Genomic DNA, 22,415 nt, shown 5'->3' on the forward strand with positions numbered 1-22,415 from the left:
TTAAGAGGATTTTTTTTATGTCTTTACAACCCGATACGTCAGAACTTCGACGCTTAATTGGCGACAATACATCCGAATTTGTTACTTTGTCGATCGCAGATGCAACTAATTTTCCTTTGGGAGTTTGGATGCTTGCAGGTGACGATTTCGTCACTGGCTCAACAGCTAATGATTTGGTTTATGGCAATGAAGGAGAAGATATTATCAGCGGGGACTTGGGCAACGATTCTTTATTCGGAGGAAAAGGTAAAGACTTCCTGATTGGAGATGATGGAAATGACTCTCTCAGCGGCGGTCAAGATGCAGATTTTCTGATAGGTGGTGCGGGAAATGATATTCTCTTGGGCGGTAGAGGCAATGATTTTTTAGTCAGCGGTAACGGAAATGACACTCTGGTGGGAGGTTTGGGTCGCGACATTTTAGGAGCTTTGGATGATAATAATAGTTCAATCAAAATCGGGGGCAGCAATTTGTACGTCCTCCAAGCAGAACCCGGAGTTACAGATGTCAATAATGCCGATTTTATTGTAGGTTTCAGACCCGCTTTCGATAGAATTGGATTGGCAGGCGGTTTGACTGCTAGCGATGTAGACTTGCAATACGTGACAAACGTCACAGTTTTATTTGGGTATGATGCACCAGAAAGTGCCAAACTATTTACCCCGCCCGGTACATTCGATACTCAACCAATACAGAGTCAAGGCACTCTAATTAAAGTTAGGAATTCCGGCGAGATAGTAGGCTTTGTGTCAAATGTAAGAGTGGCCGATCTTCAAGGTAGTATTATCTCGGCTCCAGGATTTTAATCACTTTTTATAGCCATTTATGAATAATTTATTTCTCATAAATGGCTCTTGAAAACTTCAGTATTTAAAAGCGAAGTTTATATTTAAAAAATGACTAATGAGTTATATTCTTTAGTCCTCTTCGAGAGGACTTGCGCTATCAGACAGGGAATTAATTCCCTGGCGAACTGTGGAATGAATTTTTGTTCGCGATCCCGTCTCAATCTTAACACTGATGGAAGTGAACCATCTACTCTACATATTCACCTACATTGCACTTTCCCGCAATCTATTTTGCACCCCGTACTCGATCGAGTTTGTGGGTAGAACGGATGATTTTTCGATCTGTGCTGCGTAAGATTTAAATCAAGAATGAATCTAAATATATGAGGTTTTAAATTATGTTAGACATCACAACAAATCCTAACGATCGCCTTTATTTCAATCAACAGCCAAACGAGTTCGCTACATCAACATTTCCGGCTAACAGCGACTTGCTCAACGGAGCGATCCAGCCATTGAATATTCCTGGTTATAGTGCTGAATCTAGCTTCACTAATCCCGCAGCGTCCAGCTTAGACCAAAAGACACAGATAGCAGATTTTATTGTAGCTAATGCAGGCGCTGGCTTCAGTTACTCTGCGAGCGATCGAGTTAGTGGCGATGTCGCCGATGCTCAACTCAAACCGCAGTCACAATCGGCGAATATAAACGCAGATCCACTAACAGGAATGACATCTGCTTCTGGGTTGAATTCCTCCGATCCAGGTAACTATCTTTTGACAGCTCGTAATATTCTTGGTGTTGAGAATGGTAGCATCAACTTAACTGATTTTGTCGGAGTTGGAGATTCCAACCATTTCTATCGATTCGATATCAACACTAAAAGCAATTTTAACCTGCGTCTAGACGGTTTGAGAGCGGATGCTGACGTAAAGCTAATTCAAGATAGAAACCGCAACGGTGTAGTTGATTTTGGGGAAACTATTGACTACTCTCTTGAGAGTGGCACTGTTCCCGATGTGATTAATGTACCCAATCTGGCTCCAGGAACATACTATGTCCAAGTCTCTAGCTTTTTAGGCAGCTCTACTAGTTACAATCTGAATCTTTCTGCCACCTCTATTCCTGAACTAAATATTCCCACACCTAGCGGCACTTTTAATAGTAATTACGGCTACGGTTTGGTGAATGCAAATGCAGCAGTTTCCAGCACCTTAAACGGCTCAAATCCTTTCCCTGATATTCCTGATTTGGGCGGGAATAATTGGGCGCTAGATCTCATAAATGCACCGGAAGTTTGGAATCAAAACATTACAGGAAATGGGATTGTTGTAGCTGTCGTGGATAGTGGTGTTGACTACACCCATCCTGACTTGGATGACAATATTTGGCGGAACGCTGGTGAAATTGCTGGAAATGGCATCGATGACGATCGCAATGGATATATTGATGATATTCGGGGTTGGGATTTTGTGGCTAGCGACAACAACCCAATGGATCGGGATTTCGACGGTCACGGGACTCACATAGCAGGTGCGATCGCGGCGGAACGAAATGATTTTGGCATCACAGGAGTTGCGCCCAATGCTAAGATTATGCCTGTCAGAGTGTTAGACACCTTTGGTTACGGCGAGTTGAATAATGTTGCTGCTGGAATCCGGTATGCTGCTGATAATGGAGCCAATGTAATTAACCTCAGTTTGGGAAATGAGTTTTACCCTTCCAACGTAGTAAATAACGCAATTGAGTATGCAAATAACAAAGGCTCTGTTGTGGTGATAGCAGCGGGAAATTCGGGTTTTAGCCAACCAGATTACCCAGCTCGTAATGCCGATCGCTTGGGAATTGCCGTGGGCAGTATTGATATAAACGGCAGGATGCCTGACACCTCAAACCGTGCGGGTTCCACAGCTTTGGATTACGTAGTTGCTCCGGGAGTAGACATCTATTCTACAACTCCCTATAGAACCTATGACACCCTAACTGGCACATCTATGGCAACGCCACAGGTAGCGGGTGTAGCGGCTTTAGTTTTGAGTGCCAATCCGACTTTAACTCCAGCTCAAGTTGAGCAAATTTTGACGACAACAGCTAATCGGAATGGGTTGATAGGATAGCATTGCAAATCCCCACTTAAGTCCTGGGGACATTAATCGAGCATTAGAGCAGACGGCTCTGGATATGGACGATCTAAACACCCCAGGTTTTGATTTTGGACTTGACTATGCCAGTGGGTAATGGTTTGATTCAAACCGATCGCCCGATCGCTAAAATAGTCGTCTAATTCAGATTAGAGTCCCCATCCCTGCAGCGAGATTGGGGAGGCAGAGTAAACTTCTATGATGGTCGATCGCCGGTGGCAGAGTGAGGCGATCGCACGACGGCAGAAAGAGTGATCGGGCTAATTCTCTAAATTCCAACTCTAGAATCCTATGCTGTATTCCCCATTTAAGCGACTCAAATCGACCCACTCTAGGCTCACTAATGTTTTCCTAGCTTCCATTTCCCTATTCCTGCTTGCCACTATCCCCCTATTAACTACTCCTGACTCTCTCTTCCCAGCGATGGCTCAAACTACTGATGCTCGTGAAGCAGAGGGCGATCGGCTCTTAGGGCAGGGGCTTGCGTATTATGAGGCTGGGCAATTTCCAGCAGCGATGAATTCCTGGCAACAGGCACTGCAAATTTATCGCGCCCTCAAAAACCGCCAACGGGAGGGTTTGACACTAAACTTTTTGGGATACGTTTACCTCAATCTGGGCAACTCGGCCAAAGCCATTGAGTATTCACAGCAGAGTTTAGCCATCGCACGCGAAATTAAAGACCGCTACGGGGAAGGGGCAGCACTAGGGACTTTGGGAGTCGCTTACGAATCTCTGGGCAACTCGGCCAAAGCCATTGAGTATTCACAGCAGTGGTTAGTGATCGCCCGTGAAATTAAACACCGCCAAGGGGAGAGTCGGGCACTGGGAAATTTGGGAGTCGCTTACGAATCTCTGGGCAACTATGCCAAAGCCATTGAGTATGGGAAGCAAAGTTTAGCCATCGCCCGCGAAATTAAAGACCCTCAAATAGAACTTTGGGCAATGACCAATTTGGTACGTGCTCACGCGAGCGATTCTCATGAAGCAGAGGCCGATCGGCTAATGCAGCAGGGGCTTCAACAGTATCAGACTGGTCAATTGCCAGCAGCGCTGAATTCCTGGCAACAGGCACTGCAAATTTATCGCGCCATCAAAAACCGCCAACAGCAGGGTAGGGCACTAGCATTTTTGGGAGGTGCTTACCACGATCTGGGCAACTCGGCCAAAGCCATTGAGTATTTACAGCAGTGGTTAGCTATCACCCGCGAAATTAAACACCGCCAGGCGGAGGGTTTGGCACTGGATCTTTTGGGAAGTGCTTACAACTCTCTGGACAACTCGGCCAAAGCCATTGAGTATTCACAGCAGAGTTTAGCCATCGCCCGCGAAATTAAAAACCGCGAATCAGAAGGTAGGGCACTGGGTAATTTGGGAAGTGCTTACTCCTTTCTGGGCAACTCGGTCCAAGCCATTGAGTATTGGCAGCAAAATTTAGCCATCGCCCGCGAAATTAAAAACCGCGAATCAGAAGGTAGGACACTGGGCAATTTGGGATTCGCTTACGACTCTCTGGGTAACTATAGCAAAGCCATTGAGTATTCACAGCAGGGTTTAGCCATCGCCCGTGAAATTAAAAATCGCGAATCAGAAGGTAGGGCACTGGGCAATTTGGCCTCTACTTACCTCAAGCTCGGCGATTATGGCAGAGCCATTGAGTATTCACAGCAACAGTTAGCCATCGCCCGCTCCATTAAAGACCGTAAAGGGGAAGGTATAGCACTGGGCAATTTGGATGGCGCTTACCGCTATCTGGGCAACTATAGCAAAGCCCTTGAGTATGCACAGCAGGCTTTAGCCATCGCCCGCGAAATTAAAGACCGCCAGATGGAGGGTGCAGCACTGGGTAAGTTGGGAGCCGCCTACTTCTATCTAGGAAACTCGGCCCAAGCCATCGAGTATATACAGCTCAGTTTAGCTATCGCTCGCGAAATTAAAGACCGCGACGGGGAAGGTGTATCACTGAGCAATTTGGGAGCCGTTTACGGCTTTCTGGGCAACTACAGCAAAGCCATTGAGTATGCACAGCAACATTTAGTGATCGCCCGCGAAATTAAAGACCGCCAGGGGGAGGGTGCAATACTGGGCAATTTGGGAGCCGTTTACTTCTATCTAGGAAACAATGCCAAAGCCATCGAGCATTTACAGCTCAGTTTAGCCATCGCCCGCGAAATTAAAGACCGCCGAGGGGAAGGTTTGGCACTCAATAGCCTGGGAGCGACGTTGTTAAAGGCTGGCAACCCAACAGAAGCTGAAAAAATGCTCATCAATGGGATTCAAGTTTGGGAATCGATGCGGCAAATGCTCGGCTCCAACGACGCGAATAAAATCTCCATATTTGAAGAACAAGATCGCACCTATCGCCTTCTACAACAAGTTCGGGTTGCTCAAAATAACCCGATCGCCGCCTTAGAAATTGCCGAACGGGGACGCGCTCGTGCCTTTGTCGATCTCCTGACAGAACGCTTATCTTCAGGTTCTACCAATCCGGTTATTAACACTTCTCCCAACCAAGATCAAATCCGCCAAATCGCCAAAGCGCAGAATGCCACTTTGGTGCAGTATTCCATCATTTACGATGGCTTTCAGATTCAGGGCAAACAAGAACCGCGAGAATCCGCCCTCTATATCTGGGTGATTCAACCGACGGGCGAGATCGCGTTCCGCGAAGTAGACCTCAAGCCCCTGTGGCAGAAGCACAAAGCCTCTCTAACAAGCTTGATCGTTGGCAATCAAGAATTCCTGGCTGTCCGCAGTCGCAACAGTGTTGGCTCCACTCAACCCCAACCCGACTTACCGTCGCTACATCAACTGCTGATCGATCCCATTGCCAGCCTCCTACCCAAAGACCCCAATGCCCGCGTCATTTTCATTCCCCAAGGTTCCCTGTTCCAGGTGCCCTTTCCCGCCCTGCAAGATGCCAACGGCATTTACTTAATCGAAAAACACACGATTCTCACCGCCCCCTCGATTCAAGTATTGGATTTGACTCGACAACAGAAGTTAGCACAGAAGCAACCTAACAGCAGTAACGCTCTAGTCTTGGGCAATCCCACCATGCCTAGTGTGTCTCTCTCTCTCGGAGAACCCAAACGGCAATTGTCTCCTCTACCAGGGGCCGAAGCTGAAGCTAGAGCGATCGCCCCTCTGCTCAATACTCAAGCCATTACGGGCGCACAAGGTACAAAAGCCCAGATCGTCCAAAAAATGCCCCAAGCATCGATTATTCATCTGGCAACGCATGGATTGCTGGATGATGTGCGCGGATTGGGAAGTGCGATCGCTATGGCTCCTTCTGGCAGCGATGACGGCTTATTGACCGCAGAAGAGATTTTCGATATGAAACTGCAAGCAAGCTTAGTCGTTTTGAGTGCTTGCAACACTGGAGAAGGCAGGATTACCGGGGATGGGGTGATTGGCTTGTCGCGCGCTTTGATTTCGGCAGGAGTGCCGAGTGTGATTGTTTCTTTATGGGCGGTTCCTGATGCGCCGACATCGGAATTGATGCAGGCATTTTACCAAAATTTGCAAAATAATCCCGACAAAGCGCAGGCATTGCGGCAAGCAATGTTAACCACGATGAAAACTCATCCCCAGCCACGAAATTGGGCGGCATTTACTTTGATTGGGGAGGCAGAGTAAGGACGATCGCGACAAGCAAATTACAGAGTACGATCGGGATACTAACTCTTACCGCGAAACTGGCGGCTGCAAAACTTTAGCATCCTTTGCTATTTCCGCTGACTCCAAAACCTCCTCTAAAACCGGAGAAGGAATCGGCACTTCTTCCACTACCTGATGCTTTTCCAAAGTCAAGCGAGACTGCGACGAACCAGACAATCTTTTCAACAATTTCGGTGTCGGATCGTACAGCAAATAAATAATTCGATCGCCCGCTTGCCAAATCTGAGTCGCCGACACTACTTGCAAGTATCCTTGCCTTTCCACCAGCAGCGGCGCCAACTCCCCGGCTTTAACCAAAGCTTGTAAGTGAGCAATCTGAAACTGCAATCCCTCTGTTTTTAACTCAGTTTCCCCCAATTTCACTTCGCCGTCGCTTAAATATTCGTTCCAATCCTTCAGCGATAAATCGGAGACAAAGGCTTGATTGATTTTAGTCGGATTTGCAGGCGTATTTGCTTGCGGATCTTTGGGGAATATTGCCAAAACCCTTGGGGGTGCAAACTCTTCGGCAGCTCGCTGAGCTAACACTAAGTTTACCTCGCCGTTGTTAGTCATTGCCAGAAAAGTTCCCATCGATTCCAGTCCGGCTTCTTCTAACACGCTGTGATCCAGAGCACTGCTCAAAAACACCCGCAAACCCTCTCGTTCTGCTAGCGCACAAGCTTCGGGGTTCGTGTCAATAATTGCCACCGATTCTCCGCGTTCTTGAAACAAGCGAGCAATTAATCTGCTCAAAGGATTTGATCCCACAATTGCCGCACCGGTTGCGGATTTTGAGGTGATGCCCAAAAGTTGAGCCATCCGTCCGGCTGTTAGTCCCTGGACGAAAACTGTCATAATAATTGTTAGGAAAACTAAGGCTTTAATCGAGTCGCCGCCGTTGATTCCCCGTTGGGTGAGCAAAATTGCAAATAAAGATGCGATCGACGCTGAGACAATTCCCCTGGGCGCTACCCAACAAATAAATAATTTCTGCCGCCAATTCAGTCCGCTGTTCCAAGTACACAGCCAAACGTTGATCGGCCGCACTACCCACATTAAAGCTAAAACTGTAAACAAACTTCCCCAACCGAGGGCGACCACACTAGCGAGGGATAAATCGGCCGCCAGCAGCACGAACAGCATGGAAATAGCCAGGACTGTCAGTTGACCTTTAAACCTCCTCAGCAGCCTTTCTTCCGGCACAGCAGCGGCTCTGAGGACGATGCCGGAGAGGACTGTTGCCATCAGTCCCGATTCGCTGCGGATTTCTTCTGCTAAGCCGAAAAATCCCCACAAACCGGCTAAAACTACTAAGTTTTTGAGGTCTTCGGAGAGAAATTGCGATCGCTTGAGAATGAATCCCAGCAACCAACCTCCCGCAACTCCGATGACTGCGCCAACTAATAGTCGCACGATTAAATCTCGGAACAAAACCAGCAAATCAGCATTGCCGTTCAAAATAATATTCAGCACCAATACTGCGAGAATTGCCCCCACAGGATCGATTAAAACGCCTTCTGCTTCTAGCAAGGCGGCAACTTTTTTGTCAACAGATACTTGTTTGAGCAAAGGGCCGATTACTGTCGGGCCTGTGACGACTACTAGAGAAGCATACAAAAATGCGATCGGCCAGGGAAATTCCCCCAACCAGTGTGCGGCCATTCCGCCGCCAATTAGCGTAATTAAAGTGCCTACGGTAACTAAATTGCGGATGCTGCCGGAAATTTTGCCCAAATCTCGCAATTCCAAATTCAAGCCGCCTTCAAACAGAATTAAAGCTACGCAAAGCGATACCATCACTTCCAAGCCGCTGCCCAGCAGATTCGGGTGCAGCACTCCCAAGCAGTCTGGGCCTGCTAAAATGCCAAACAACAGCAAAAAGACGATCGCCGGAACTTTCAGATAAGCGGCGAGAACTTGAGCGCTGATGCCACAGATGACGGTCATGACCATCAACTGGGTGATGTTAAAGGGGATTTCCATAGATATAATTGTTACAGGCTGCCCGCTCAGTTTTAAATGTTCGATCGCGGGTAATTGGAGTGCAGGCGCTATTTTCGGCGCAGCTTACAAACTCGGCACGGCCCTGGATTTTTCCAAATAAGATTAAAAAACCTTGATAGTCGCTATAACTTTATCAGATAATTCTCTTGGCGTCAAAGATGGGAGTAAGCTGTAGCTAAGCGAGAGATTGTCTGTTATGTTCGAGAGTCCAACGGGATACGGGCTGAGAGGGAGAGGGTTTGACGAATTTTGATGGGGAGTCAATCTCACATCTCAAATAGCAAGATTTGCCAGATTTCCCATTATAGAGCCTTTCAACTTCCCGATTCATCTGTGGAGTCAATTTCCCATCAAAAAGCTCACATCTCAAATTGCTTGCCCTCAGGCTCATCTTTAGGGCGTTGCTTAATCAGGGTATGAAAAAATTAGTTGAAAATCCAGAAGCTTTATGGATACTGGTTTCTATGATTTGCATATTTACCCTTTCATACCGTAAATCAGCAACGCCATCTTTAGAGTGAGCATCTCACTTTTTCAGCAAAGCTAGAAATTGGAGGCAGGAGACAGGAAGCAGGAGGCAGAAGGAAAGAGGAATAAGTGTTTTTACAAATATGAGATGCTCCCTCTTTAGAGTAGATTTCCCATCTCAAATCAATCTTAAATCGCAAGATTCATCTGTATAGTCAATCTAAAATCTAGTGGCATTCTGCCACCTGCGAAAAAACTCCGATAGAATGGCCGGCGAAATTCGCCCTTCCAGCCAATCTAAAGCCTGGTTTTGCTGGGGTGCGGCTCGATAAAATTTGCACGCATCTATCAGCCGAATCGGAGAATTAGTGACTATAGATTGAGAGCGCCATTTTTGTGCAAACTCGTTAATAATAGCCGGAGAAAGTTGTTTTTGCAGCCAATCTAAAGCTTGGTCTTGTTGTGCTAAACCGCGATAAAATTTGCCCACATCTATCAATCGCAAATTACTGTCTTGAGGTAAGGTAGTTGCCCGCCATTTTTGAGCAAATTCCCCTAAAACAGAGGTAGAAACTTGGCTTTGCAGCCAAATTAAGGCAGTATCTTGGCTAGCCTTAGCTTGATAAGACGAAAATACCTGAGTCAGCCGCACGTCTGATATAGGAGTGGGAGTCGGAGAAGGAGTCGGCTGCGGGACGGGTGTCGGGGCTGGAGGGGGAACAATTACTTTGGGAGATTTTCGCATCAAAGCGGCCCAGGTTTTGAGGCTGCCAATGCCGTCTGGATTGAGACCTTGAGATTTCTGAAACGAGATGAGCGCCGCTGTGGTGGTAGCTCCAAATTTACCGTCCATCGCGCCTTGATAGAAACCTTTAATTCTTAATTCCTTCTGGATGTCTGCAACTTTATAACTTACGGCGCCTTCTCGGACGCTTTCAAAAATATTGGTGTCAACATTGCCCGATACACCGGACACGGTGCCGCTGTCGCTGTACTGCCAAAAAGTCCATGTTTTCCAGCCGCCGGGAACCCAAGGTTCCTCAGCAGTGGTATAGTGAGCAATCCACAGTGGGTAATCGGCAAACCGTTTTGTTCCCAAGTTGTCCCAGAAACCGGGGTAGGTGTAGATAATCGGCCGCATCAAGGTGGCTTTTTCGACTGCTTCTAACCAAATTGCGGCTCGATCGCACAATTGCTCCACACTCAAACCGCCTGTAGTTTCGATATCCAAGACTGGCGGCAAATCCCCCGCTTCGAGTTTTACAGTTTTCAAGAACAAATCTATTTGTCCTTGAATGCTGCTTGCAGGTTGAAAAAAGTGGTAAGCACCGCGTTGAATCCCCGCCGCTTTCATCGCCGCCCAATTGCGAGCGAAAGTTTGGGCAACGAACGTTGCACCCTCGGTCGATTTGACAAAACTGAAGGTAATACCATCCCTGGCAACTGCTGGCCAATTGACATTGGGCTGGTAGTCGGAAACATCTATACCGCGAATACTCATATGACGAAGAGTTGAGAAAAGCTGGTTTGCTCTGAAGCAGCGACTCGATTAAGGGTACATTAAATTGTAATGCTAAGTCGCTAAGTGTTTTTTTGCAGGGGAGATTGTGCGAATGAACTTCGATCGAATAGAGCCCGGCCCTGGTGAAGAGTCTGTTTGGGATTACCCACGTCCCCCTCGACTTGAGGAATCGACCAAACACGTACAGATAATTTTTAATGGAGTGACGATCGCCGACACGCGCCGTCCTCAGCGGGTATTGGAGACGAGTCACCCTCCTGTCTACTATATCTGCCCCGATGACATCAAAATGGAATATTTGCACAAAACTTTACGGGGTTCTTGGTGCGAGTGGAAGGGACAAGCCGGTTATTACACTGTGACGGTAGAGTCGAAAGAAGTAGTAAATGCTGCTTGGTTTTATCCCAATCCTAATCAGGTTTTTGCAGCTATTAAAGATTATGTGGCTTTTTATCCGAGCAAGATGGATGCCTGTTATGTGGACGGGGAATTAGTGCAATCTCAACCAGGGGATTTTTACGGCGGCTGGATTACCAAAGATATTGTCGGCCCGTTTAAGGGAGGGCCAGGAACTTGGGGGTGGTGAGGGAGTTTTGAGTTTTTAGTTTTGAGTTGAGGACAGCGGCAGACACCGCGTTTTTTTACGCAAAACCTCGTTACAGCCTCGACCCCGGTTTAAAAACCAGGTTTCTTGAGTTTGTATACACCATCAATGAGTTGAGGAATGGCGCGGAAATCGTTTTTTTTACGCCGTAAAAAGCCCGTAGTAAAAAATCGAGAATAATTCAATGAATCTGTAATTTAGTCAGGACGAATCACGGAAATGCAGCTACGGCAAAATATGCAGCAGCTTCTTCCATTATAAAAAATACTGTAGTAAATAATACAACCAATGGTAACAAATAAATACTAATATAAGTTAATAGTTGACACTAGCTTTGTTGCTGCTTTATTATTTATTCGGGTCTGCGCTGTGTCTGTTGAATTTATTGAGCCGTCTAACTCACCAGAAAACTCACCCAAAAATTTATCTTTAGAGTCTACTCTTAAGGATCTGGCTCTATTCAATTTTCAGGTTGACTCCTCATATCTCGCCAAAGAAGTAGCTCGGTTGTTTCAATCTCACCCGCTGCTTCCGGGAGTTATCTTGACCGTAAATGGGGAATTTTTAGGGATGATATCGCGTCGGCGATTTATGGAACGCATGAGCCGCCCTTACGGAGTAGATATATTTGCTTGCAGACCGATTATAGCCTTGTATCAAATAGCTCAAACCGATATTTTGATTTTACCAGGAGTAGCCTTAATTGTCATGGCAGCTCAGCGCTCCGTGCAGCGACCGCCGGAACTGCTTTACGAGCCGATTGTTGTGCAGTTAGAACCTCAAGTTTACCGACTTTTAGACGTGCATCAACTCTGGGTAGCTTTATCCCAAATTCACCAACAAGCTACTTGGTCTATGAGCGAACTTTATTACAATTTATCGCTCACGCAATCCGAGTTAGAAGCAGCTAATTCTCAATTAAAAGCAGCTAATTCCGAATTGTATCGCCTTGCCAACTTAGATGGTTTAACTCAGATTGCCAACCGCCACTGTTTTAACGAATACTTAGAGAAAAAATGGCAAGAGTTGGGAGAAGCAGCATCAGAAATATCTTTGATTTTATGCGATGTTGACTTTTTTAAGAAATACAACGATACTTACGGACATCAGGCGGGAGATGCTTGTTTGCAGCAGGTAGCCAAAACTATTGTTGAGGCTGTACATTACTCCGCAGGCGCAGTTTCGGGGGAGACTCTGGTGGCTCGTTACGGAGGTGAAGAATTTGCGGTAATTTTACCCCGCACTTCGTCTGAAATAGCTGTTTGGATTGCAGAGCAAATTCGAGTTTGGGTAAAAGAACTAGAAATCGAACACCTTAATTCAGCGGTGTGTTCTTTCGTGACGCTGAGTTTGGGGGTAGCGAACACGTTTCCTCAGCCCGAAACTTCCCCGGAAAACCTGCTTGCAGCGGCAGACCGTTCGCTTTATCAAGCTAAAGACCGAGGGCGCGATCGAGTAATTTGAGATTTGAGATTTGAGATTTTAGATTGGAAAAAGTGATCCACGGATTTATCCGGGGCTTGTTTAATGGTTTCCATCATAGATTATCGGGCAAATCGCTGATCGACTTGCCGATGCTAGCCAGCAATTTCTCCAAAGCTTTCATCTGCTTGACGGTGAACGTCGGCACATTCTTCCCCAACTCCCAACGACTGATTGTTTGCGACGAAACGCCAAGCTCTCGCGCCAAATCTTCCTGACTCATCTCCAGTTCTTCCCTGAGCTTCTTCAAATGCGACTCTTCATCTTCAGGTCACGGAACGGGCTTTTTCGGCATAACCTCGATCGCAGATTTTTCCGATCAGATGCTTAAACATCTTACTTGCTTCCCCGGAGAAGATTATCTACTTCTGATTCTTCCTGACTCTTCCTTCGCGTCCTTCGCGTCTTCGCGGTTCAATCATACTAATTTTTCCGACCCGAAAACAGTAATTAAACAACAAACAGATCCTGCAACGCTAAGGCGCATAGCTGGAAAGGCGTGATCGCTCCTATTCTCATTTGAAATGTTATCGGGCGATCGTCCTGTGCCTACAAAGACTCGCACCAAGCTCGTTCTGCCGTCCAGTGTCTGTCCGAAGATTCATAAATCCTCAACCCATCCAACCCGGCATTTTGGATCATCTCCTCAACTTCATCCAGCGTAAATGCTGCTTGCAACGAATCGCTGAATAACTGTTTCTGGTGCGCGTTGCAATCTCCCGCATACAGATTGACTAAATTATCCCTGATTTCCGCTTTTTCCGGCCGCAGCAAATCCCGCAAAAAAATTGCTCCCTGTGGCTTCAACACCCGCTTGACTTCCTGCAAAAACGGCAGCGGATCGGGCAAATGGTGGATAATGCTGTTGGAAATCACCATGTCAAAATAACTGTCTGGATACGGCATGGCTTTAGCATCGATCAGTTCCAGCTTAATTTGCGATCGCACGCCCGCCTTTTCCACATTTTGGGCCCCGACTTTCAGCATATTTGCCGACAAATCGATGCAGGTCAATTTCCATGCTGGCCGCATTTGAGAAATTGCGATCGGAATTCTCGCCGTACCCGTCCCCGCATCCAAAACGTTTCCAAAAACCGGCCCCAACGCCGCAGCACTCTGAGCAAAAGCAGCATTAACCTCAGCAAAATCCATCGAATCGTATTCGATCGCCTCTTCCAAGGAATCCATCACTTCCGGTTCCAAAACTCGCTGCATAAAATTTATCTCGTTCTCTGGCATTTCCATATAGGGGTTCAGTTTCGCCTGCAAAAGCTCGACTAACTCCGGTTCCATATATTGGTAATTGTCCGGGATTTGCAGGCAAATAACTTTCTTGCCTTCGAGACTTTCGGGAAATTTGCTGCGAAGTCGATCGCCATGCTTCTTCTCCATCACAAATATCAAATCCGCCCAACCAACAAGACCCTCAGTGACTCTAATTCTTGCACCTTTTTCCGTTCCAGCCGATCGTACACTGTAGCCGCTAACCTTCTCGCATATCTTCTCGGCAGTCAAACTTCTCCACTTATTCTGACTGCACACAAACAATATCTTGATTTTATCCATTCAGACACAATTACAAAATTCTATGTTTATCGTGGCACAGGCGTCCCGCCTGTGCTTCCAAAGCGGTTAAAAATTTCCTTCTAATTTTCCCCCGATCGCACCTTCTGTACCACAAATACTATATTTTGTCAAACTTGGCAAAATCGGCGTTACAATTCTTAAACCATAAAATGCGGGTTTTGCATAAATAATTGTACTTATTACATTTGCAGAGTTCGTTAATTTTACGATTTTAAAAGCTTTCAGGGTCAAAAACTTAAATTAGTCATAATGCCCCTGGATTGTGAAAATCGTACCACAAGCCTCAAAACAAGTAAATAGGTAAAATAATTGAGAATGAAGTCAATAATTTTGGTCGTCTTTAGATTTTCTTAAGATTTCAGCCCTTAAAATAGATCGAACATTTAAAACTAAATCGACTTTTAGATTGTTTTTGCTTATTAAAGTAGGTGGAATTGCCCCGAAGACCGATCGACCCTCAACAATAGATACAGATGCTCGATCGCCCAATGGCATCAAACCAAACTCGATCTAACTCTGCTAGAATTAGTAAAACGAAGTCGTTATGAGTTTAAGTAAATAGCTATGACCAACGAAACCGTAGAAAACCTAGTAATTATCGGATCAGGCCCTGCAGGCTACACAGCGGCAATCTACGCTGGGAGGGCAAACCTGAAACCCTTAGTGTTTGAAGGCTACCAAGCGGGAGGCGTCCCCGGCGGTCAACTGATGACCACCACAGAAGTCGAAAACTTCCCCGGCTTTCCCGAAGGCATCACCGGGCCGCAACTGATGGATCGGATGAAAGCTCAAGCAGCGCGCTGGGGTGCCGAATTATACACAGAAGATGTAATTTCGGTGGATTTGACCAAGCGTCCGTTTACAGTGCGATCGGAAGACAGAGAAATCAAAACCCACACGATAGTAATCGCTACAGGCGCGACAGCGAAAAGGCTGGGGCTGCCTAGCGAACACGTATTTTGGAGTCACGGCATTTCTGCCTGTGCGATTTGCGACGGCGCTACCCCAATTTTTAAAGGAGTAGATTTAGCTGTAATCGGCGCGGGCGACACAGCAGCGGAAGAATCTATTTATTTGACAAAATACGGCTCTCACGTACATATGCTGGTGCGGCGCGATCAAATGCGCGCGAGCAAAGCCATGCAAGACCGAGTGCTGAGCAATCCCAAAATTACCGTGCACTGGAACACCGAAGCAGTGGATATCTTGGGAGAGCCAGGGGGCAAAATGGACGGGGTGAGACTTAGAAATATCGAGACCGGCGTCGAGAGCGATTTGCTGGTGAAAGGATTGTTTTATGCGATCGGTCACACTCCCAACACTCAACTGTTCCAAGGTCAGCTAGAACTCGACGAAGTAGGTTATATCATTACCAAACACGGTTCGGTAGAAACCAGCGTCGAGGGAGTTTACGCCGTCGGCGACGTACAAGACCACGAGTTTCGCCAAGCCATCACCGCCGCCGGTAGCGGTTGTATGGGGGCGATGTTGGCAGAAAGGTGGCTGTCGTCCAATGGTTTAGCTCAGGAATTCCACCAAACCGAGGAATCCGAGCAACCCGTCGCAGCGCCGGAAGCTCAAAAAGTACGCAAAACCAGCGCGAACTTTGATATCCAAGACACGCGCCACGAAGGAGGTTATGCTCTGCGGAAACTTTTCCACGATAGCGATCGACTGATTGTGGTCAAATATGCCTCTCCGAGTTGTGGGCCTTGCCACAGCCTCAAGCCAATTTTGAGCAAAGTAGTAGATGAGTTCGAGGGCAAAATCCACTATGTGGAAATTGACATCGAAGAAGATCCAGAAATTGCTGAAAATGCTGGCGTGATTGGTACGCCGACGATTCAGTATTTCAAAGACAAAGATTTGGTGGCTGAGCTCAAAGGAGTTAAGCCGAAAAGCCAGTACCGCGAGTTAATTGCCAGTAATTTGTAGAAAGGCAAATTAGCGAAGACTTTTTAACCGCAGAGATCAGCGGATGAACACGGATGAACGCTGATGTAATCTGATCTGCGTGTATCTGCGTTCATCTGCGGTTAAAAAGTCTTCCTATGGTTTTCGGTAAATATTGATATGCTGATGAAAACAAATCTGACGCACCAATTATCAATTATGGCTCAAAGCCGCCTCCGACTGCCGCGATTTCTCAACAGTGCCTCACCGTCAAGCCTGTCAATGAAAATGATGTGGGCAGGTTTGACAATAACTGTCGTGTTTATATTGGTAGCCACCTTGTCTCCAGCTATGCAAGCTTGGGGATGGCTGCAAAATCCTACCGAGGCTTTGAGTAACCCCATCCACGAACCGCCGTCGGCGAATTATTGGTTTGGTACTAGCCGCAGCGGCTACGATGTGTTTTCGCGCACGCTGTTTGCTTCTCGCGCGGCTTGGCAAGTGGTAATTTTAGCCACTGCTTTGAGTTTGTTTATCGGTGTCCCGCTAGGTTTGGTTAGCGGTTATTTGGGCGGTAAGCTCGATCGAGTGTTGTTATTTTTAATGGATACAATTTATACTTTGCCGGGGCTGCTGCTTTCTTTGACGCTAGCGTTTGTAGTGGGAAAAGGAGTTTTGAATGCTGCGATCGCCCTGAGCATTTCCTACATCCCTCAATACTACCGCGTCGTCAGGAATCACACCGTCAGCGTCAAAACCGAATTGTTTGTCGAAGCCGCGCGAGCAATGGGTGCTGACACTTGGACAGTGCTTTCGCGCTACCTGTTTCTAAATGTGATTCAGAGCGTACCGGTGCTGTTTGCGCTCAACGCTGCCGATGCAATTTTAACATTAGGAGGTTTGGGATTTCTCGGATTAGGACTTCCCGAAGCAACTCCCGAATGGGGACACGACTTGCGTTTAGCTTTAGATGCGCTACCTACCGGCATTTGGTGGACGGCTTTGTTTCCCGGTTTGGCAATGACTTTAATGGTGGTGGGACTGTCTTTGGTGGGAGAAGGATTAAACGAGTTTGTGAATCCTCGCCTGCGGAATCAGCAGTAATCTGTCTTGGGGTTAAATTAAGTTGGCAGTTAGGACTTTAGTGGTTATTCAGCAATATAACAAAAACTGAAGTCCTGACTACAAACACACGCTATAAAGAGATGGTAATATCAGCCCGATTAATTAATTACTAAATCTTTCTCTCAATAAGGTTAATTCTTTCTAGTAAACCTTCGTTGGGTTGTCAATATAGACAGGGAGCCGAAATTTTTCTTGATAGCTTCATCCCCTAACGGTCAAGCCACATAATTTAAACCAGAGTAGAGGATAAAGCGAGACTCTGTGCTTTCTGAGGACACGCTGTAAATAATAACAAAATTTTGAGCATCGCACTAACGTCCTACCGTTCCATTGCTTTAAGTATCCTGAAGTTGAGGCCTTCTCTAACCATAGCAAGCACATCGCTAACTGGATACATTTTTCTTCCCTGGCGGAGTTATCATCTGTTGGCAGTTGCAGCAACGTCGGCTGTGGCTTTTTTCCGTCTGCTTGAAATTATCAAGACAATTCGGGAATAGTACCTAAAATTGATGGAATGAGTTTATTGAATCTTCACACTGTCACAATGTATTTAAAGGAATCGTGAAGTTATACTTCCGGGAGATGTCGAATTGTATTGTTTGTGAGACCGTGCGATCGCGCAAGTGCGAACCGAAAGCCAAAAATTTTAGAGAAGTCCGCAGCCTAGAGTTGCGCGGCGGGTTAACTCTCAGTAGAATTTATCCTGGTGGTTTTTGCCATGGACGCGACAAACTCGTGTCGAACTGCTTAAATAAGAATGTGACGTTAAGAACTTAATGTGATTTAACGTGAAAATTAAACCCAATTTCTGAGATTTGAGCTAACTTAACAATGAAAGCCCCTGTTGCACTACTCAACCCGCAACGCTTCATTGGGGGTCAGAGTCGGTCTTTAATCCAGAGTTACCGACTTAAAACTAAAGCTACGAGCTTTATTCAATCGCAGATTGCGTATGATTCAATTCAGGGAAACAGGGTAATGATGGGTGTATCTACACGGATTGTATTGGTTCCCATTTGGGCAACTCAAAAATTGTCTGCTAACTGTCTGGCCAACTACGCCGCAGCCGTTCACCCAGATATACGCAGAAAACAGGGCCGTTTGATCGTGCCAAAGTTTTTGCGGGCCGTTCTCAGGATTTAGCAGAGCCGGACATGAGTTAGTATTGTCAAGCTAAGCTGACAGAGTTTTCCTAGTTCTTGACCAACAATGGAAAACAACTTCCATTTTTTGTGAGAAAGGCTACAATCGGGAAGGTCTTTGCAAGATCCGATTCTCCCCGTTTGGTGCTTCAACCCTCTGCTGTTGCATTTGAGGCAGCAGACCGGCATCCAAGGTGGCGAAAACTTGCCGTGCAACTGTCATGTCTGACAACCAGAGTGAAAGCAAGGCGAATCAAAAGTTCGACACCTCCAATACAAAAGTTAGAGGGTTCCGTGCGGGAAAACTTGTACGGGTAAAAGCTCGAAGTACCGAGTAAAAAAGCCAGTATTTTTGGAAGTGTGATCGATCGCACTTCATGGTTTGCTTCTCTGGGCAAGGTATTGCAGATGATGTGGTAACTCGCTCCGAAAGAAAAAGCCGCTAGCTCAATTTAAGGTCGCGATGTTAAAATCTGCGATCAATTGAATGCGCTGACTGCTTCAAACCAGAACTCGAACCGTGACTCATAAAACAGGTGCAGTTTCGGTAACAAATTCAGCTAGCAGACCAAAAATCCCACTATTTCTTCCTGCGGGAATGTCAATACTGGCTAACTTGTCTAAACTACAAACAGACACTATTCCACTGTTATTTATTCTTTAATTCAGGAGCATGAGGAAGACGGCATGATCCCAGCTAACACCGTACTCGCAACCACAATTACACCGGAAATGGAAACAATCGAGTTGCTTCGCAGCGCCGAAAGCGTTCTACCTGAGAGCGAGTTAGAACTCTTTATCGACGAAGAAGACGATCGAGAAGAATTCTTAGACTCTCAATCTGAGGAAGATCCTAAATCTGGCAAAGGCGCCAAAGCCCGCCGTCGAGCACAGGCAAAGAAAAAGCATTATACTGAAGACTCTATTCGTCTTTACCTGCAAGAAATCGGTCGGATTCGACTGCTGCGAGCTGACGAAGAGATTGAACTAGCACGCAAGATTGCAGATTTGCTGGAATTAGAGCGAGTTCGAGAACAACTGCTCGAAGAGTATAACCGCGAACCTAAAGACAGCGAATGGGCGAATGCTGTAGATATGGCACTTCCTGCATTCCGTCACCGACTCCACGTCGGTCGTCGGGCCAAGGAAAAAATGGTGCAATCAAACCTGCGTTTGGTGGTGTCGATCGCCAAAAAATACATGAATCGCGGTTTGTCTTTCCAAGATTTGATTCAGGAAGGCTCTTTGGGTCTGATCCGGGCCGCGGAAAAATTCGATCACGAAAAAGGCTACAAGTTTTCTACCTACGCAACTTGGTGGATACGTCAAGCCATTACCAGGGCAATCGCCGATCAATCGCGCACTATCCGCCTGCCGGTTCACCTTTACGAAACCATTTCGCGGATCAAAAAAACTACCAAACTCCTGTCTCAGGAAATGGGTCGCAAGCCTACGGAAGAAGAAATTGCTACCCGCATGGAGATGACGATCGAGAAGTTGCGGTTCATTGCTAAGTCCGCACAGTTGCCCATCTCTCTAGAAACTCCGATCGGCAAAGAGGAAGACTCACGTCTGGGAGATTTTATTGAATCTGACGGGGAAACACCAGAAGATCAAGTCTCGAAAAACTTGCTTAGGGAAGACTTGGAAAGCGTTTTGGATACTCTCAGCCCCCGAGAACGAGATGTACTGCGGCTGCGTTATGGGTTAGATGACGGACGGATGAAGACCTTGGAGGAAATTGGTCAAATCTTTAACGTCACTCGTGAGCGAATTCGCCAAATCGAGGCTAAAGCCCTGCGGAAGTTGCGCCATCCTAACCGCAACAGCATCTTAAAAGAATATATCCGCTAGAGTAATTTGCTAGCATCACCCAAAAGAGTGATTCGCACTCTTTTTTTTGGGGGGGAGACCCCCCGCCCCGGTTGGAGTTATAGCGGTTAAATTTTGTGCTGCTAACTGCCCGGAGCAAGTGGCTATTTGCTGCCCAAATCCCGCTGCCAAAAATTAGGGAGTCCATTACGGAACTCCCAAACTTTGCAGTGTGACCAAATTCTTAACTAGAAAATTACATCAGACCCCAAAAGTGCAGCAGGCCTTGACCGGAAACCAATTCGACGATGACAGCGGCAGAGAAACCAATCATCGCCAAACGACCGTTCCAATTTTCGGCTCCCTCGCTAAAGCCCCAGTTCCAAGCGTTGCGTTTTTGTTCTTGCATAGTGCGAACTCCTTTCGTTAACTTTTGTAAGTAAGGCTTATGTAAATAAATATAACATTAACTTGAAAAAAGTACGAACCTGTGAAATTGATATCGGTAACAAGGGTCGATCGACCTTGAGGATTTTACCTAACAGGAAAAATAGCCAACTCTGTATCAGGATCGAACAAGTGAATTTTGTCATGGGCGATGGCCAACCAAAGCTCCTCGCCAACTCGGATCGATCGCTCAGGAGGAACCCGCACTTGCATCCTCACCGCCGGAGCATCCGTCAAACAAACCCCCAAATAAGTTTCGTGTCCCAAAGCCTCTACAATTTCCACTTGTACCGAAAGATTTTTGGTAGCCGGAGGGTTAATGCTCAGATGTTCCGGCCGAATGCCCAAAATTAGCTTTCGCCCGTCATACTGTTGTAGACTTTTTGCCCAAATATCGGGTAAAGTAAAGCGAAAGTGCGGGTGAGAAATCAACAGCGGAGCACTAAATTCCACCGACAAAAAATTCATCGGCGGAGAACCGATAAACTCAGCAACAAACAAATTAGCCGGCTTATTGTAAAGCTCTAGAGGTCGAGCTACTTGCTGAAGCTGGCCTCTATTCATAATAGCAATCCGATCGCCCATAGTCATCGCCTCAGTTTGGTCGTGAGTCACATAAATAGTTGTAGTTCGCAACTGTCGCTGCAACTGCACAATTTGCGATCGAGTTTCCGCCCTCAATTTCGCATCAAGATTCGATAACGGTTCGTCCATCAAAAAAACTTCAGGATTTCGAGCCATCGCCCTACCCAAAGCTACCCGCTGCTTTTGCCCTCCCGAAAGTTGTTTCGGCAAGCGACTTAAAAGAGATTCTATTTGCAATAATTCAGCTACCTTCAGGACTCGTTCTCCTACGGCTTTTTCCCGTTCCGATAAATAGCGCAAACCCGGAGGCAGCTTGCGAGTCGCTCCTCCTAAAAAGTCCTCAAACAAAAGATAAATAAGAGGATTTTTAAAAGAATTAGAAGCTAAATAATTAATAACCTCTTCTACTTTCTTGCTGATTCCTTCTGCATTCTGGCTTGTTCCTTCTCTTCCTCCTTCTGCCTTCTGCCTTAGCTCTTCTTCCATCTTTCGTCTTCCATCTTCCGTCTTCCGTCTTTCATCTTCCGTCTTCCGTCTTCCGTCTTCCTTCTTCCTTCTTTGGTCTTTCTCCCTTTCCGAGCGGCGCAATCCAAAGGCGAGATTATCGTAAACTGTTAAGTGAGGATAGAGAGCATAATTTTGAAATACCATAGCGATATCTCGGTCTTTAGGAGGCAAATCGTTAACCAGCCGATCGCCCACCCAAATATTGCCGGCAGTCAAAACTTCCAAACCGGCGATCGATCGCAGCAAAGTGCTTTTTCCGCAGCCAGAAGGGCCCACCAGCACCATGAACTCCCCGTCTTCGACCGTTAGGTTAATGCGCCGCAAAACGCTGTTAGACGCAGGGCGATCGGCTATAGGCGAGACATTTTCTGCGACAGTGTTTGCTTCTTTTTCCTGTTCTCCTTGGCGGAGAGGAAAACTTTTGTAGATATTTTCTAATACAACTTGCGCCATTAAACAATTTTAGATTTTAGATTTTAGATTTTAGATTGGGGAATTGGGAATTGGGAATTGGGCATAGGGCATTGGGTCTTGGTAATTGAGATATTCAAAGAAGGAGGAAGTTGGGGAACGAGCAGTGTACAGGATTTAAATGATTTAACGGATGGATGTTGAAGTCAGAAGTCAGAGGTCACAAATCAG

The 22,415-nt window shown here is 46.5% G+C and carries 15 protein-coding genes; 9 read left to right on the forward strand and 6 right to left on the reverse strand.

Annotated elements, in window-relative coordinates; translation table 11 throughout:
* Nucleotides 1-17: 17 nt before the first annotated feature.
* The 3 genes from QT979_RS03600 to QT979_RS03610 all read left to right on the forward strand — a co-directional run bounded on the left by QT979_RS03600 (nt 18) and on the right by QT979_RS03610 (nt 6,571).
* On the forward strand, nt 18-806 hold the full coding sequence (locus QT979_RS03600) for a calcium-binding protein (RefSeq protein ID WP_333308194.1): 789 nt from the start codon (nt 18-20) through the stop codon (nt 804-806).
* A gap of 380 nt (nt 807-1,186) precedes the next feature.
* Entirely contained in the window at nt 1,187-2,905 is a 1,719-nt protein-coding gene (locus tag QT979_RS03605; protein WP_333308196.1) for a S8 family serine peptidase, read from the forward strand.
* Nucleotides 2,906-3,352: 447 nt separating this feature from the next.
* Nucleotides 3,353-6,571, forward strand: coding sequence for a tetratricopeptide repeat protein (locus tag QT979_RS03610; protein ID WP_333308198.1), 3,219 nt, complete (start codon nt 3,353-3,355; stop codon nt 6,569-6,571).
* Between the two features lie 48 nt (nt 6,572-6,619).
* On the opposite strand, the gene QT979_RS03615 is transcribed toward QT979_RS03610, so the two are convergent.
* Nucleotides 6,620-8,578 carry a cation:proton antiporter domain-containing protein gene (locus tag QT979_RS03615; protein WP_333308199.1) on the reverse strand — a complete coding sequence of 653 codons (1,959 nt, stop codon included), beginning with the start codon at nt 8,576-8,578 and terminating at the stop codon, nt 6,620-6,622.
* On the opposite strand from QT979_RS03615, the gene QT979_RS03620 reads away from it, so the two are divergent.
* Nucleotides 8,541-8,699 carry a hypothetical protein gene (locus QT979_RS03620; RefSeq protein ID WP_333308290.1) on the forward strand — a complete coding sequence of 53 codons (159 nt, stop codon included), beginning with the start codon at nt 8,541-8,543 and terminating at the stop codon, nt 8,697-8,699. The two genes, QT979_RS03615 and QT979_RS03620, sit on opposite strands and share 38 nt — an antisense overlap.
* A gap of 588 nt (nt 8,700-9,287) precedes the next feature.
* Here QT979_RS03620 and QT979_RS03625 read toward each other — a convergent pair.
* On the reverse strand, nt 9,288-10,568 hold the full coding sequence (locus QT979_RS03625) for a GH25 family lysozyme (RefSeq protein WP_333308201.1): 1,281 nt from the start codon (nt 10,566-10,568) through the stop codon (nt 9,288-9,290).
* Between the two features lie 112 nt (nt 10,569-10,680).
* On the opposite strand from QT979_RS03625, the gene QT979_RS03630 reads away from it, so the two are divergent.
* Complete coding sequence (locus QT979_RS03630; protein WP_333180182.1) at nt 10,681-11,175, forward strand: DUF427 domain-containing protein; 495 nt, start codon at nt 10,681-10,683, stop codon at nt 11,173-11,175.
* A 387-nt stretch (nt 11,176-11,562) separates the two neighbouring features.
* A complete protein-coding gene (locus QT979_RS03635) occupies nt 11,563-12,657 on the forward strand; it encodes a diguanylate cyclase domain-containing protein (protein WP_333308203.1) in 1,095 nt (364 codons plus the stop codon).
* A 73-nt stretch (nt 12,658-12,730) separates the two neighbouring features.
* Here QT979_RS03635 and QT979_RS03640 read toward each other — a convergent pair whose 3' ends face one another.
* Both QT979_RS03640 and QT979_RS03645 read right to left on the reverse strand, forming a co-directional pair.
* Nucleotides 12,731-12,925 (reverse strand): helix-turn-helix transcriptional regulator, encoded by a 195-nt coding sequence (locus QT979_RS03640; RefSeq protein WP_333308205.1) that lies wholly within the window; start codon nt 12,923-12,925, stop codon nt 12,731-12,733.
* 299 nt (nt 12,926-13,224) lie between these two features.
* Complete coding sequence (locus QT979_RS03645) at nt 13,225-14,241, reverse strand: methyltransferase domain-containing protein (RefSeq protein ID WP_333308207.1); 1,017 nt, start codon at nt 14,239-14,241, stop codon at nt 13,225-13,227.
* Between the two features lie 585 nt (nt 14,242-14,826).
* On the opposite strand from QT979_RS03645, the gene trxB reads away from it, so the two are divergent.
* The 3 genes from trxB to rpoD all read left to right on the forward strand — a co-directional run bounded on the left by trxB (nt 14,827) and on the right by rpoD (nt 20,276).
* Nucleotides 14,827-16,197, forward strand: coding sequence for a thioredoxin-disulfide reductase (gene trxB / locus QT979_RS03650; protein WP_333308208.1), 1,371 nt, complete (start codon nt 14,827-14,829; stop codon nt 16,195-16,197).
* Between the two features lie 177 nt (nt 16,198-16,374).
* Nucleotides 16,375-17,259, forward strand: a complete 885-nt coding sequence (locus QT979_RS03655) for an ABC transporter permease (RefSeq protein ID WP_333167603.1) — start codon at nt 16,375-16,377, stop codon at nt 17,257-17,259.
* A gap of 1,850 nt (nt 17,260-19,109) precedes the next feature.
* Nucleotides 19,110-20,276, forward strand: coding sequence for an RNA polymerase sigma factor RpoD (gene rpoD / locus QT979_RS03660; RefSeq protein WP_333212954.1), 1,167 nt, complete (start codon nt 19,110-19,112; stop codon nt 20,274-20,276).
* 214 nt (nt 20,277-20,490) lie between these two features.
* Here the strand turns inward: rpoD and QT979_RS03665 are convergent, their stop codons facing one another.
* Together QT979_RS03665 and QT979_RS03670 are read right to left on the reverse strand one after the other, a co-directional pair.
* Nucleotides 20,491-20,643, reverse strand: coding sequence for a chlorophyll A-B binding protein (locus QT979_RS03665; protein WP_333308210.1), 153 nt, complete (start codon nt 20,641-20,643; stop codon nt 20,491-20,493).
* Between the two features lie 125 nt (nt 20,644-20,768).
* The gene (locus tag QT979_RS03670; protein WP_333308212.1) at nt 20,769-22,226 is read right to left on the reverse strand and encodes an ATP-binding cassette domain-containing protein; all 1,458 of its coding nucleotides are present in this window, start codon (nt 22,224-22,226) and stop codon (nt 20,769-20,771) included.
* Nucleotides 22,227-22,415 lie beyond the last annotated feature (189 nt).

The organism is Microcoleus sp. w2-18bC1, assembly GCF_036700365.1.
Classification (GTDB): domain Bacteria; phylum Cyanobacteriota; class Cyanobacteriia; order Cyanobacteriales; family Microcoleaceae; genus Microcoleus.

What these genes read in the sequence shown, in the direction of transcription:
- QT979_RS03600 (WP_333308194.1), top strand. Translation starts at nt 18, where the DNA reads ATGTCTTTACAACCCGATACGTCAGAACTTCGACGCTTAATTGGCGAC.
- QT979_RS03605 (WP_333308196.1), top strand. Translation starts at nt 1,187, where the DNA reads ATGTTAGACATCACAACAAATCCTAACGATCGCCTTTATTTCAATCAA.
- QT979_RS03610 (WP_333308198.1), top strand. Translation starts at nt 3,353, where the DNA reads ATGGCTCAAACTACTGATGCTCGTGAAGCAGAGGGCGATCGGCTCTTA.
- QT979_RS03620 (WP_333308290.1), top strand. Translation starts at nt 8,541, where the DNA reads ATGACCATCAACTGGGTGATGTTAAAGGGGATTTCCATAGATATAATT.
- QT979_RS03615 (WP_333308199.1), bottom strand. Translation starts at nt 8,578, where the DNA reads ATGGAAATCCCCTTTAACATCACCCAGTTGATGGTCATGACCGTCATC.
- QT979_RS03625 (WP_333308201.1), bottom strand. Translation starts at nt 10,568, where the DNA reads ATGAGTATTCGCGGTATAGATGTTTCCGACTACCAGCCCAATGTCAAT.
- QT979_RS03630 (WP_333180182.1), top strand. Translation starts at nt 10,681, where the DNA reads ATGAACTTCGATCGAATAGAGCCCGGCCCTGGTGAAGAGTCTGTTTGG.
- QT979_RS03645 (WP_333308207.1), bottom strand. Translation starts at nt 14,241, where the DNA reads ATGGATAAAATCAAGATATTGTTTGTGTGCAGTCAGAATAAGTGGAGA.
- trxB (WP_333308208.1), top strand. Translation starts at nt 14,827, where the DNA reads ATGACCAACGAAACCGTAGAAAACCTAGTAATTATCGGATCAGGCCCT.
- QT979_RS03655 (WP_333167603.1), top strand. Translation starts at nt 16,375, where the DNA reads ATGGCTCAAAGCCGCCTCCGACTGCCGCGATTTCTCAACAGTGCCTCA.
- rpoD (WP_333212954.1), top strand. Translation starts at nt 19,110, where the DNA reads ATGATCCCAGCTAACACCGTACTCGCAACCACAATTACACCGGAAATG.
- QT979_RS03665 (WP_333308210.1), bottom strand. Translation starts at nt 20,643, where the DNA reads ATGCAAGAACAAAAACGCAACGCTTGGAACTGGGGCTTTAGCGAGGGA.
- QT979_RS03670 (WP_333308212.1), bottom strand. Translation starts at nt 22,226, where the DNA reads ATGGCGCAAGTTGTATTAGAAAATATCTACAAAAGTTTTCCTCTCCGC.